11 protein-coding genes, 3 pseudogenes and 1 riboswitch are annotated in these 13,719 nt (G+C 37.8%); of the genes and pseudogenes, 5 read left to right on the forward strand and 9 right to left on the reverse strand.

Annotation, left to right across the window (positions count from 1 at the left end; genetic code table 11):
* Nucleotides 1-477: 477 nt before the first annotated feature.
* Entirely contained in the window at nt 478-1,308 is an 831-nt protein-coding gene (locus WAX46_RS11905) for a YitT family protein (protein ID WP_226568437.1), read from the reverse strand.
* Between the two features lie 210 nt (nt 1,309-1,518).
* Between WAX46_RS11905 and WAX46_RS11910 the strand changes: the two are divergent.
* Nucleotides 1,519-1,825, forward strand: a pseudogene (locus WAX46_RS11910) (hypothetical protein); the annotation flags it as partial.
* A gap of 212 nt (nt 1,826-2,037) precedes the next feature.
* Here the strand turns inward: WAX46_RS11910 and WAX46_RS11915 are convergent.
* Together WAX46_RS11915 and WAX46_RS11920 are read right to left on the reverse strand one after the other, a co-directional pair.
* A complete protein-coding gene (locus tag WAX46_RS11915) occupies nt 2,038-4,704 on the reverse strand; it encodes a S8 family peptidase (protein WP_336494090.1) in 2,667 nt (888 codons plus the stop codon).
* A gap of 408 nt (nt 4,705-5,112) precedes the next feature.
* Entirely contained in the window at nt 5,113-5,328 is a 216-nt protein-coding gene (locus WAX46_RS11920) for a CAT RNA binding domain-containing protein (RefSeq protein WP_226568332.1), read from the reverse strand.
* A 125-nt stretch (nt 5,329-5,453) separates the two neighbouring features.
* Between WAX46_RS11920 and WAX46_RS11925 the strand changes: the two genes are divergently transcribed.
* The gene (locus WAX46_RS11925; protein ID WP_226568334.1) at nt 5,454-5,654 is read left to right on the forward strand and encodes a hypothetical protein; all 201 of its coding nucleotides are present in this window, start codon (nt 5,454-5,456) and stop codon (nt 5,652-5,654) included.
* Between the two features lie 163 nt (nt 5,655-5,817).
* Here the strand turns inward: WAX46_RS11925 and WAX46_RS11930 are convergent.
* The 3 genes and pseudogenes from WAX46_RS11930 to WAX46_RS11940 form a co-directional block, all read right to left on the reverse strand.
* Nucleotides 5,818-5,976, reverse strand: a pseudogene (locus tag WAX46_RS11930) (amino acid:proton symporter); the annotation flags it as partial.
* Between the two features lie 101 nt (nt 5,977-6,077).
* Nucleotides 6,078-7,046, reverse strand: coding sequence for an oxygen-dependent tRNA uridine(34) hydroxylase TrhO (gene trhO / locus WAX46_RS11935; protein WP_226568336.1), 969 nt, complete (start codon nt 7,044-7,046; stop codon nt 6,078-6,080).
* A gap of 206 nt (nt 7,047-7,252) precedes the next feature.
* A pseudogene (locus tag WAX46_RS11940) lies at nt 7,253-7,770 on the reverse strand (aldo/keto reductase); the annotation flags it as partial.
* Between the two features lie 468 nt (nt 7,771-8,238).
* Between WAX46_RS11940 and WAX46_RS11945 the strand changes: the two are divergent.
* Nucleotides 8,239-10,167, forward strand: coding sequence for a CDP-glycerol glycerophosphotransferase family protein (locus WAX46_RS11945; RefSeq protein WP_226568338.1), 1,929 nt, complete (start codon nt 8,239-8,241; stop codon nt 10,165-10,167).
* Between the two features lie 125 nt (nt 10,168-10,292).
* On the opposite strand, the gene WAX46_RS11950 is transcribed toward WAX46_RS11945, so the two are convergent.
* Both WAX46_RS11950 and WAX46_RS11955 read right to left on the reverse strand, forming a co-directional pair.
* On the reverse strand, nt 10,293-10,751 hold the full coding sequence (locus WAX46_RS11950) for a MarR family transcriptional regulator (RefSeq protein ID WP_099679444.1): 459 nt from the start codon (nt 10,749-10,751) through the stop codon (nt 10,293-10,295).
* A 301-nt stretch (nt 10,752-11,052) separates the two neighbouring features.
* Nucleotides 11,053-11,220, reverse strand: coding sequence for a hypothetical protein (locus tag WAX46_RS11955; RefSeq protein WP_226568340.1), 168 nt, complete (start codon nt 11,218-11,220; stop codon nt 11,053-11,055).
* Nucleotides 11,221-11,262: 42 nt separating this feature from the next.
* Between WAX46_RS11955 and WAX46_RS11960 the strand changes: the two genes are divergently transcribed.
* The gene (locus WAX46_RS11960) at nt 11,263-11,637 is read left to right on the forward strand and encodes a hotdog domain-containing protein (protein WP_226568439.1); all 375 of its coding nucleotides are present in this window, start codon (nt 11,263-11,265) and stop codon (nt 11,635-11,637) included.
* A 38-nt stretch (nt 11,638-11,675) separates the two neighbouring features.
* Here the strand turns inward: WAX46_RS11960 and WAX46_RS11965 are convergent, their stop codons facing one another.
* Nucleotides 11,676-12,848 (reverse strand): MFS transporter, encoded by a 1,173-nt coding sequence (locus WAX46_RS11965; RefSeq protein ID WP_336494091.1) that lies wholly within the window; start codon nt 12,846-12,848, stop codon nt 11,676-11,678.
* Between the two features lie 78 nt (nt 12,849-12,926).
* Nucleotides 12,927-13,026: riboswitch (purine riboswitch) on the reverse strand.
* A gap of 351 nt (nt 13,027-13,377) precedes the next feature.
* On the opposite strand from WAX46_RS11965, the gene WAX46_RS11970 reads away from it, so the two are divergent.
* Nucleotides 13,378-13,554, forward strand: a complete 177-nt coding sequence (locus WAX46_RS11970) for a hypothetical protein (protein WP_226568345.1) — start codon at nt 13,378-13,380, stop codon at nt 13,552-13,554.
* Nucleotides 13,555-13,719 lie beyond the last annotated feature (165 nt).

Below are 13,719 nucleotides of genomic sequence, written 5' to 3' on the forward strand. Positions count from 1 at the left end.
GATCCACTATCCTTGGAGGGATTTTTTCGTTTCTATTATCTATCAGTTGTAGAAAGGAGAGCATCGCATGGAAGCTGTCAAAACGAAGTAATCCTGAATGGGCCATAAAGACCTTGGAAAGTAAGTTTAACATCCCAATGAGATGTCAAAGAAGCTGTACTTCATTCTGATCAAGGCTTCCATTGCACAACAAGAGCATATCAACAGCAACTAAAAATGTTGGTTTAAAAGGAAATAATTTTTCGAAGAGAAACAACCTAGATAATAATCATTTTTCTCTTATCACAAAACGGAGAATGCTTACTTTTCTTCGTGTCTAACTGGGGAAGAGCCTCACAAGAGTATAGAAGATGACATTCGATTTAATTAAGATCGATTCCTTAAAAAAACAAGATACTCCGGTAGAATATCGTCACACACTGGAGGCTTAGGCTTTTTATATTTGTCTAATTCACAGGGATAAGACCCTACTTTTTATTATATATTCACAAATCCTTCTCCAAACACATCACGCACGTCATGAACAACAACGAATGCGTCTTTATCGATTTTCTTGATAATTTTCTTTAGGCGCATGAGCTCTTGCTTTTGAATGACAGCGTAGAGAATTTCTTTCGATTCCTTTGAGTAATGACCTCGACCATTTAAAATCGTCACGCCTCGGTCAAGGGTGTGATTGATTTCTTCGGCAATATCATCTTTACATGAAGAAATAATCGTGACCGCCTTTTTCGTGTTGAGGCCTTCTATGACGAAGTCCATAACCTTTGTGGCCACGTAGAGCATCACAATGGTAAACATTAATTTTTCCGCACCAATAATAAAGTAAGAAGCAAATACAACGATCAGATCAAAGAACAAGATGGCATAGCTCACGTTCCAGTCTAAATACTTGTTGGCAATTCTTCCAAGAATGGCTGAACCGGCCGTTGTTCCGCCGGCTCTTAATACAAGACCAATCCCAATTCCGATAATAATCCCTGCGAAAATAGCACCAATGATCAATTCATGTACATTCACCACCCATCTTGTGGTTAGGTGTAAAAATAGGGAATTACTTGCGACGGCGACCACTGTGTAAATTGTGGTCTTCTTATCCAAATATTTATACCCTACAACCAATAAGATGGCATTAAACACCAGGTTTGTCAGCCATGGTGCAATCTCAAATAAATAATAAAAAATGATGGATAGCCCCGTCACGCCGCCTTCACCAAATTCAAGAGGAATGACAAACATGTTCACAGCTGCTGCAAATAAAAAAGAACCAATGAGAATCATAACAATATCTTTTACACATTTTTTCAATTTCTTCTTTCCTCCTTTTTTAAGCATATAAAAAACCCTCTTTCTGCACGAAAGAAGACAGTTTTTGGACAAAATAAAATCAAAAAAAAGTGACTTTTGATGCTGCTTTCTGAATTGAACCTTTCCATAATATATATCTCTTTTTAGAGGCTGTCAATGACTTGGTTTTCTATTATTTTGACTGCATTTTTATGCACGAAAACCCGCATGGTCCTAGTACTGGCAGTACAGTCGCTCGATGCATTTACAGTCAAGTTCTTTGCAGAATCAGAGTTTAAGTTTTCTAGCATTAAAGTGATGGCAATTAATCTATTTATCCTTCTTGGTGGAGCTGCAATGTTTGGCTTGATTCCTGTGGAAGAACCCCGGTGTGATCAAAAGTCCATTTGTGTTGGTTTTTGATCGAATCGGCATTGCTTATGCCGCAGACTTCATGAATTTTGTCATCCTGACGACGATCTTATCAGACGCAAATTCGGGGCTAATCGCGTCGTCTCACTTGACATTTGAAGAAAGCTTGATGTCGTTTAAAGTGAACGTCACTGGGACGATATCGTAATAATGTATAGATTGTTGTATATACGGTATCCTGCACCTGGAGAAAGAAGCAATGATAGAAAGAATGCAAACATGATTTTTTCATCTATAAGTCCTCTTTTTTTCCTACTTTATTACTATATACAGTAACAAACAAAAAAACTTCCCTTTTTAGAAAGGGAAGCACTTAAGCTATTTTTTCACGACAACTTTCACTGCTGGACTTTCTCTTTTTCTCACATCGGAAGCTGTCACGTATAAGATGGTTTTTGCTTTTTGCGGCTTGATTTTGGCTGTAAATACGCCCTTACTATTGGTTTTCACTGTTTTGATGACTTTCTTTGATTTGTTTTTCACTTTAATGGTCAAGCCTGCACCCGCAGTCCCTTTGACCGTTTTACTTTTGACCGTTACTTTGCCCACCTTTGGCTTAGCTGGCGCTTTGCCCTTTTTCACGACAGCTTTGAGAGAAGTAGCGGCCTTGCCTTTTGAAATCTTGAAGTGAAGCACTTTATTTTTGTTCTGATGCTTGATCTTCACACTAAAGATTCCCTTTTTGCTGGCCGTGCCTTTTCCAAGTAGTGTCTTACCTCTATACACAGCAATGGTAGCGCCTGCTTTCGCTTTTCCTGTCACCTTTTGATGCTGATCCTCTACTTTGTTGACAGAGGCATTCAGTTCAACAGCACTTAATGCAGCAAATGCATTCAGTCTGCCATGTCCTGTTATCCAATCGACACCAGGAGTTTTCGGATCGACAATTGGTTCTTCGTTTTCATCATAGAAAATGTCATCTTTTCCATCAACAGATGTAAATGAAATATCATCTGCTGTACTTTGCAAAATATTCCTTACTTGATTCGGTTTCAAGGCCGGGTTTTTCGAAAGTAGTAATCCTGCTGCTGCTGCAACGTATGGTGTAGCCATTGATGTCCCGCTAAGATATGAGACATTCCCATCCGGCATTAAGCTTGGAATATCTGATCCCGGTGCTGACATGCTCAATCCTTTGCCATAGCTTGAGAACTCAGCGACAATATCCATGCGGTTGCTTGCGCCAATCGCCATTGCATATTTAGAGGTCGCAGGATAGTCCATTTCTGGAATACCATCGTTTCCGCTTGCCGTTACCACTAGTACATTCCTTTGTGCAGCGTAGTTCATCGCATATTCAATGACCCTGCTGTAGTAGCCGCCGAGACTCATGTTGATGACCTTTGCGCCTTTGTCCACTGCATGCTTAATTCCAAGTGCAATATGCTCTGTATCTCCAAACCCATAGGCATCTAACACTTTGACCGGAATGATGCCAGTATGTTGATTCAGCCCTGCCATAGAGTAATGATTATCAGCTTTTGCTGCAATGATGCCTGCCACATGAGTACCATGTCCATTGTCATCAATTGCATCTTTGTTTCGTCCAATCAGATTGGCACCTAAGTCCGTGCGAACGGTTCCGCTTAAGTCCGTCAAACGACTGTCAATACCTGTATCAACAACAGCAATCAACGTTTGCTTCATTTTACTTGTGCCAATCAGGGTATTCATTTGTTCAAACTTGATATCAGCGCCTTTTTTCCCGCTGTTTTGTGCACGGTTTTTCAGAGGCCACTGGTAACCATATTGCACGTCATTGCTGAGCGCACGATAGGTTTGCACAGGCTCTGCAAATTCAACATTCGGAATGCTTGACAGCTTTCTCGCCGTGCTTTTGATCACCGCTTTGCCTGCTTTTAGTGTTTTTCCGGCTGACTCTTGCCCTGCTGGAACATCATAGACATACATTCCTTTAAATAAAGGACTCACTGACTGTGATGTCACACGGTTTTCTTGGATTCCATAGCTTTTCATCTTCTTTTTCGCAGATTGCAGCGCTTGGCCATCCTTTAATTTAAAAATAATTTTGTTCGTTTTGATCTTTTCTTCTGGTACAAGCTTTTGCTTCTCCAGTACATAACCAATCGATTTTCCTTCAAGCTGATCGAGTCCCATTTTTTTACTGACTACTTCTAATTCCTTCTTTAAATATGCTGGGCTTGCATCTTTGAGCATACCAAAAAGGGAGCGGATCGCCTGTTGTTCTTTCTCTGTGACGATATGACCGCTGAATGCACCATTTTTATCTACGTCATTTAGCAGTGATTTTAAAGTAAGCAGGTAATTGTATACCTTTTGCTGCTCTTTTTGATTCTTAATGAGCTTAGATTTAAGAAACGGCTTTGTTTTTTGAAGCAGATGCGTGAGCTTCTGACCATCTGCTGTTTCATTAAAACGTTTGTCTTCAATCTTACGAATCGATTGAAGAATTTCACGCCCATACTTTTTCTCAAAAATAATAATTTCAGGCTCTTCTTCTTCAGGGAAAATCGGTTCAGATGGCGGAAGATTGGCTCCTTTATACCCGATTGTATAAGCTGCATCCTCTTCCTCATCTCGGCTGTCTTCCTCTGACCCTAAGTAGAGCACTTTGACATAATAAGGACCTGACCATGCATGTGGGAAGTTTATGTCTGCCTCTCCGCTTGCTGTATCCACACGATATCTTGAATAGGTGTCATCCTTCATCGCTCTATCCTTACTTGGATAAACCGATACGGACAACATTTGCTTACTTTTCACATGAATCCGCATATGTGTATTTTTTGCAACCTCTTGTGAAAATGGTGTGATTTGATACCATGACTCATCCTTTTCATTCTGTAATGTACCTGAGATGACTTCACCACTTTTTAACCCAATGGCTTCATTGACATTTGTTCCTTTACTGATAGCTGATGCCTCGTATCCAGGTAATGCTGCCATGCATAGAATGATGGCCATGAGTACGATCACCCAGGATTTGAACTGCTTGTTGAACATGAAAAGACCCCCTTATCTTTTACAATACCTTGGAAGAATATCACAAAAAGACATTAAGAAGAATCTGTTTTTTACATAATTAAACTTGTTTTAAGCTAGGATTTGAGATAATCAGATGGCAAGACTGATTGGTTCATAAAACCTTTTACCATTTCAAACGGAAAATGATGCTAGTTAACCATGTCGAAAAAAGCCCATTACAATCAAATTGTCAGCGCTTAACAAACAAGAGAGAAGGGATCAGCTTGTTCCAAAGAGCATGTTTTTACACAAGTTAAACTTGGAAGCCCTGACGCGATGGCAAGACTTTGTGAATAACAAATGAATATAGTCTGCCATTGATACATGCAGACTACTTTCGTTTAATCTTCGGTTCAGCTTTGAATGTGGATTGAATCATTTCCTCTGTCACCTTGACCACATCATACAAAACCTCTTGAAGCAGCATTTCCAGCCGCTCGTTAACCGATGATCCTCTAGGCGGAAGCTCTTATCAATTAACGCTTCGTCCACTGGGTCTCCGGGATGCCTTTGAAAGCGGCCTCTGCCCATGACGACAATTTCTGTTCCCTGTTCATCTATCACACTAATGACATTATTGGTTAGAACCTTTTGAATCTGCATCTCCAAACACCTCCGTCTATGACCAATAATCTTCACTCAAAATATGCTATCGATATTTCTACTTCTTCCTTGCTGGTCTGATCCTCCATCAGCCTGCATACAATACTCCAAGGAGGTGGCCGTCTATGAAGGCTTTTTTTTGGTCAGCATCTTTTTTATTCATGCTCATTCTGAGCCTCGTTTTTCTAGGAATGGTTTTTTGGCTTAGTGGACAAGGCTTGGATCAGCTATGGAGATATCTGATCATCTCACTGGTTACAGCGGCCGTTTTACAAGGGGTAACCACTTGGCTGAAGCGTCATGTCATGCATAGCTCATCAAAATAAAAAAGGTTGCCCGTAACGATCAGGCAGCCGTTTATTTTCTTGGCGGATGCGGCTTCTTGCTGAGAGGTACGCAGTTCATCATTAATTTTTTTCGCATCTTCTAACTGTTTCAAATCCACTTTTGAGGGAGTGTTTGTCACTGCCAAGATAGGAAATAGCCAAGTAAATACACAACCATCCTAATCAGCCAGGACAAAACAGCACCAGGGCCGGCAATTAAGCGGGCACGCCATGCGCCGAAGAGCCACCCTGAACCAATGATTGAGTCAATACCTATCATCATTAAGGCGAAAGTTTCCATCCTACGATACAAATAATTCATGTTCATAAAATATAAAGCATGGTCGAGCAAGAACCTTTCTTTGTAGCAATATGAAAAAACTGAACATGTATCATAGAAAAAAGGATAAAAGGGAAACCCTTCTATCCTTGTGAAATGGCTTGTTCTTTTTCAATCACAGCTAGTCTTTCTTGCACTTCTTCCTCAGATAAATTGTGCTGTTTCACATAAAAGTTACGTTCACTTGTACGGCATTCATGGCTGCAGCTGCGCATGTATTTGTGCTCATTTTCTTCTGTTGTAATCATTTTGCGGTTACATGCAGGGTTCGCACAGTTCACATAACGCTCGCAAGGCTCACCAGAGAAGAAATCTTTTCCGACAACCACGTGCTCTGTTTGGTTGACTGGCACTGTTAAACGGTTATCGAATACATAACATTGACCGTCCCATAGCTTGCCTTGGACTTCCGGGTCTTTACCATAAGTGACAATTCCGCCGTCAAGCTGAGATACATCCTCAAAGCCTTCACGCTTTAACCAGCCTGAGAATTTCTCACAACGTACGCCGCCTGTGCAATATGTCAGGATCTTTTTCCCTTCAAGAATCTCTTTGTTGTCACGAATCCAATCAGGTAATTGTCTGAATGTCTCGATGTCAGGGCGCACCGCACCTCTAAAGTGACCAACATCAAATTCATAATCATTACGCGCATCAATCACGACGGTATCAGGTGATTGCATTTGCTCGTAGAATTCGATGGGACTAAGATGTTTACCTGTCATTTTTAACGGATTCACGTCATCTTCAAGGCTTAAATTCACCAATTCATTGCGATGGCGGACGTGCATTTTCTTAAACGCATGACCATCCGCTTCGTCAATTTTAATCGGCATAGATGCAAAGCGTGGGTCTTCTTTTAACGCTTGCATGTACTTGTCCGTTTGCTCAATGGTTCCAGAAACCGTCCCGTTTAAGCCTTCTGATGAAACGAGAATACGTCCTAACAAACCAAGCTCTTTACAGAAGGCTAGATGCTCTGCCGTAAACGTCTCTGGGTCCTCAATGGGGACGTATTGATAGTAAAGTAATACACGATATTGTTTTTCCATATATATAAACACCTCTTAAAGTTATTGAAAATATACCATCGTTTATCATACAGGAAATACATACCCAAAGGCAATGTCATCGGCTCAATTCCATAAAGCGGATATACCAATCTATTTCATCAACTAAAGGGCTAACATACAGGTCATTTTAGCCCTTTATCAACAAACAGAAGCACAGGATCGGATTCCTGTGCTTTTCTTCAATGTTAAAAATCAAAGTTATCTGGGTCTGGACCTGTCCGCTCATTAGTTGATCGATAACACTCATCTCATTTGCGGACAACTCAAAATCAAATACTTTTGTATTTTCAATAATCCGGCTCTTTATCACAGACTTCGGAATAGTGATAATGCCGTTCTGCAAGTCCTAGCGAAAAATAACTTGGACAGCCCACTTACCATGTTTTGCAATATCTGAAGTACCGGATGATTGAGGAGCTTTCCACTGCCTAATGGTGCCAATCTTTTCCATGAATTCCCTTCTCCCTGCAATAGTCACGCAAAGGCTCTTGTGTAGTTTCGGATGCAGCTCAATTTGATTTGACACCGGTACTACTTCAGCCTCACCTAACAAATCATCCAGGTGATGCTGATGGAAATTGCACACACCAATTGCACGAACTCATCCATAATGATAAGGCTTCTCTAGTGCTTTTCCCGTCTCTTTATACTTGCCTTCAACCGGCCAATGAATTAAATAAAGATCTAATACATCAACTTTTAATCCGAATATATGAGTCTGCCGATCATGTAAAAGTTGGATACTGTACACAGACAGAAAAAAGCCAACAAACCTTTCTGTCAGACCATAGTAACTCAAACCCGATTTATATAAGATGATTAAAGAACATATTGATATAGATTAGTTTTGACAGTAAAATTAATGATATACTTAAGTATGCATTTCACTTGTCTGGTAATTTCATTCATAAATTAGGTTCATAATATACATTACATGAGGTTTGGGAAAAGTCCATTCCTTTATCTCAAGATTGTTTTTTCGAAAATAAAAAGATATACAGTGAGTGAGTATGAAAATAGACATCATCATGTCCCATTTATTTACTAGAATAAAACAAGAAAAAATTTGTTTAACAGAATTAAGAACTAATAATTTTATTATTCAATTACCTAAACAAAGTTGTATTAACTATATTATATTTTACAACAGCTCAACGAGGAGAGGTAGAAAGTGTCATACGCATCTAATAAAAATGGAAATATTGTTTTAAATGGTGAGTTTACTGATTTCAACAATGGGAAAGTTATAAATAGAAAAAAAATAATGTTATTCAAAAAATTTTATATATATAAAACAAATCAAAAAGTCATTAAAAACAAAAAAACTGACAATAGGATTGAGATTTTAGAAATTCATGAAAATGACAATAGAATTCAAGGAACTGTACTTGTGGTATACCTAGACCCTTTAAACACCTTATCTTTTATCATAATTAAAAAAGATCACCCACTATTAACTATGGAACAGATAATAGAAAAAGCTGAATCTAATCCTCCACAAAGATTAAAAACAATTACAATCGGTGATAATTTTTATATTTTTGGTGTAATTCGCTTTAAATTTGCTAATATGAAAAAAATTGATATAGCTATTGGATATGATAAAGCTTTAAATTTTAATTTCAAATATTTTTTCTCTAAAAATACCCGTGAAATGTTTTCAAATGTGACAAATAAATTAGGATTATTTGTTCATTTTGGTTATGTTAAAATCAAAAAACAAGAATTGTTAGACAAATATATACAATCAAGTGAGATAAATTTGCCTTTGTATATTAAATCTACGAATAAGGAGAATTTAGACTATTACTACCCTTTGAAATTTAATTATAGAAATACTTATAATGTAAAACACTATGTTTATAGCTCTAGTAGTTATAAATTGAATGAAAATATTGAGTTTTTTGTAAGGAAATCTATAACGGGTCAAATGGTATTAGTCATGACCGATTACATAAGTGTAGTAACAAAGTTTAAAGAAAAATTAGCTTGGTTAATTTCTAGATTCGGAAGGCAAGAAAAATATGATGTTTATTTTGAAAAATTCTCTAAGAACGCAGGCGAGTCAGCTTTTGAAGTATTTAAAAAATCAAAAGCTGAAAATGATTCATTTTCAAAGTTTATCTTGGATAAAAATCACGAAAGATTTTTATCTTTTAAAAAGCAATACGGTACAAACAATATTCTAGCCCACAATAGCTTCAAGTCTTTTTATTATATATTTAAAGCCAAAAGGTTTATTTCTTCTGATTTAGTAAGCCATGTACAAAGAAGATTATATGATAATAGTCAAAGTATCAAAAGAAAGATATTAAGTAATAATAATAAAGTATTCTTACAACACGGTGTCTGTCTTGCCACAAATGTTTTTGAAAGAGGGTATTTTAATAAAAAAGTGCCTATTTGTCCAGATTATATTGTTACAAATTCAAAACTTGAATCGTATTATTTTAGTAAATATCCAAAATTTAGCGATAATCAGCTAATTGAAAAAGGGGTTCCTAATTTAGATTTATATGTTAAAAATAGAAATACAGATAAAAAGCAAATTACTTTTATGTTAACTTGGAGACCCTGGGATGTTACCGGAAAAATAGAAAAAAATTCTTATATAGACCGGTATTTGCAATTTTTAAGGATTGTTAAAACTGATCCTTTTTACGAAGATAAAGTAATCAATATTACTTTACATCCAAAAGCAGGGCTAATGCTTGAAAATCAATTTCCAGAAACATATGATCAAATTAAAGATTATGTATATCAAGGTGATATAAAGGATGCCCTTATTAACTCCAAGGTGGTTATTACTGATTACTCTTCAATATGCTTTTATGCCTTTGCTGGGTGCAGTAATATAATCTTTTTTTGGGGTGATAAAGAAATAGCAGAACAAGAATATGGAGCCCCAAATATATTACAAGATAATAATCGTTTTGGAGATGTTGTTTATCATATTGATAGTACATTAAATAACTTTATAAAAAGAAATTATAACCAAAACCAACCTCAAAAATATATTGATAGATATAACAAATTAGTGGAACATAGTAATGGAAATAACACTGAAAATGTTTATAATGAAATTAAAAAATTAGGATAGTTTAGCACTAATAATTTTTATTTCGAAATCTTACTTTATACAGTAGTTAAACCCCACGTTAGCGTGGGGTTTCATTTATTTTCACCCTAGACAAATAGCCCTTACCAATATTATGTGAATAGGATTTATATCTTTTCCTTCCAAGCCTTTAAGAAGCGCTCAATCACCTGTAATTCATCTTCATTAAACTGATGGAGGAATTCTAAATAGGATGTCACTGCTTTTTCATGAAGTTCATCATGCAGTGCCGCCAATTGTGTACCTTCCTCTGTTAGTGAATAATAGACCGACTTCTTATCACCTTGCCGATGGTTATAGTTTACCATGCCTTTTTCGATCAGTTTTTTCACAGCCTTTGTAATGGCTGGCTTTGACAGTTTCAGTTGCTGTGAAAGAAATGTATTATTTGATTCGTTTGGATTGGCTTGAATCATCGATAAAATGTGAAGCTGTGTGAGTGTCCAATCTTGCTTGAGTGTTTCAGTCGTGGTAATCAGTGGATCTGTTGGATCGTTCCGTCTCTTTTCCCTATGCATAATCAGATCTTGAATCGCTTTTAATACAATCTGCTCTTTTGTTTCCATCTGAACCTCCACTCTTAACTGGTTAATAAAATAATACTAATAATCAATAGAGGAGTCAAAAGAAATGTGAATGCGAGAAAAATAACGGTCCATCAGACCTGATAATTATGAGTACTTTTTTACTAGATTACACGATATATCACAGCACCTTTTCCTTTTATTTACTATCCTATATAATGAAAAAGGGACGATTTCGTTCTATCAAACAATCATATGCTCTTTGAATAACAAAAAAGGAGAGGTGTCTCAGGTGGCTCTCCTTTCCCCTTGATATCTTTTAATGATGAGAATGTGTTTGTTTCTATTTTTTTTGTTTGTTTTGTAAGACATCCTTTTCCTCTTCAGTCAGCTGACCAATAGCAATTCGTTTATACAGACCATCCTCGGTCCCTCTTTTCAGTGTGGCAAACAAGCTAGCTGCGGAGAGAATATATGAAGTAAGAACGAATAAAAATGAATGTACACTCATTCACCTAATTGGTACATTTAAAAAAAAGGAGTTGATGGAAAGATGGTTCAACCAGGTGATCAATTTCAAACAAGCAGAACCTATACACATGAAGACGTGATTCAATTCGGCAGATTGACAGGCGACCTAGGCAAACACCATATGGAGCTGGATGACCAGGGCAGGCGAATGGTTCATGGCTTTCTCACAGCAAGTCTGACCACTAGGCTTGGCGGTCAGTTTCATTTTATTGGTCAAGACATGTCATGTACCTTCATCCGCCCCGTTTATACAGGTGATACGATTACCTGTCAAATAGCCGTCACCAAAGTGGAACCCCTTGAACAATATGACCGTGTTCAGCTTTTTTCCCGCTATATCAACCAGCATGGTAAAGAAGTCATTACTGGAAAAAGTGAAGGTGTGATTCTGAAATAGAACACAAGATATAAAACAAGCTGCCTCATCAAAGGCAGCTACTCAGCACGATTCTGATTTTCCATATAAAGAGACGGTCTCTTCAACGAAATCACGGCACAGCTAAAGGCAATCAGCACGAACACAGCACCGAATTTAGCCAAATCAACAGATGAACCGGTCATTGTAAACATGACGCCACCCACTGCTGATCCAATAGAGATGCCAATTTGCAAAGCCGATGTATTTAAACTTTGCTGAATATCGGACGTCAATGGGTCTGTTTGAATCAAATAGCTTTGCAGAGCAGGTGTCAGTGCCCAGCTGAGCGCTCCCCACAGGACAACCATCGCCATAAATACCACAAACACACCCGCTGTATAAGGAATGATAAACATCACAGCCGCAAACGCCATTGTTACAAACAAAATGGCTTTCCCTGATCCCAGTTTGTCACTAAGCCATCCGCCAAAACCATTCCCGCCAATAGACGCAAGCCCGAATACCAAATAACAAATACTAATCCAATACGGTGTCATATGTAGGACTTCCATCAGAAATGGGGTGAAATAAGAATAAAGCATATAATGACCAGCAAGCATAAACAAACTAATCAAGTGTGCACTAAAAATTTTTGGATGCCCTAAAGAACGAATCTGTTCTTTAAGAGGTGTGACTTGTTCAACAGGCATTTTTTCCAATAGAAAATAGATCAGTACCATGGATATGGCCGATAGAATACTGATTCCTAAAAACATCACTCTCCAGCCAAAGCTCTCTGTAATAAAAATACCGATCGGTACACCTAGAACAAGTGATGAACTAATGCCAATAAAAATCAGACCTAATGCTTTCGCTCGATGCGCTGGTTCCACCAATTTGGCGGTGATCGTCAGTGATAACACCACCACAAGCGCTGTACTCATCGCAATCAATATCCTTGAAATCATCACAAGGGCAAAGGTCGAGCTAAAATAAGTGAACACATTTCCTAGTGTAAACACCAATAACGCAATTAAATAAAGACATTTTCGTTCGATTTTGGCTGTGGCGGTGAGCAGCACCGGTGCTGAAATGGCATACACAATCGCAAATACTGTGATGAGCTGCCCAGCTGTCGCAAGAGACACATTCAAATCCTCTGCAAGGCTCGGCAAAATACCCCCGACCACAAGCTCAACTAATCCAACCGCAAAAGTAGAAACCGCTAATAAATATACTCTCCAGTTCATGTCTAACATCCCTTCTGTATATCATGGCTTTCACTGTTAATTCAGGGTGTAGACAAACAAAAAAAACCCTGATTACAAAAAAGGAAAGCACGCTTTTGTAATCAGGATTTATCGGATCCTGGTAGAAACCCTCAAACCATATTATTGAGGTTATACAAGTCTATTTTTATCTTCAAATATATTAGCATAGCCTTACATAACACGCAAGTTGCAAAAACAGTGAATTCCTGGCATTTGTGGATCAAAGCAAAAAACGCGACAAAGGCAATCAACGAACCAGCTGAACAACTTGCTTTCTCCTGCATTTACAGGTAAACGGATGAAAAATCAACGAATAATGATCAACGTAGATCAGGAATAGTAGCTTGAATCGATCTTTAACCGAGAGGAATCGATGCTGAGAAGTTCCTACTGACATCTCAAGTGAACCTGATAAAAAACCTAAATGCCCATTGACCTCGCTTACACGATCCCCTATAATTCATATTAATATAATCGGTTTTTAAGACTTTAACTGGAGTGGTAATCTATGAAGCGCTTGCCATCATTGTTTGCCGAACGCTGTCCTAAATGTAAAACATCATTAGAAGTCTCAAAGTCTAATGCCCTACAAGGTAAAGTTGTGAAAACATGTCCCAACCTTCATTATCAAAAAGAGTACCATCTAGCACTTGAAACCTATATCGAGCATGATGACGTCAAATAAAAAAGACCAACACACTTTAAAGCAGCTTCTGCTCTCTCTGATATTATCCCCTCTAAGTAGACAGTGTAAAAAGCCCAAGAACATATCTTGGCTGTTACACTATACTTGGAGGGGATTTTTTATGGCTAGAAAGGGACAACAATTTCAACACTATTCTAAAGAATT

The organism is Bacillus sp. FJAT-53060 (genome assembly GCF_037104745.1).
Classification (GTDB): domain Bacteria; phylum Bacillota; class Bacilli; order Bacillales; family Bacillaceae; genus Bacillus; species Bacillus stratosphericus_B.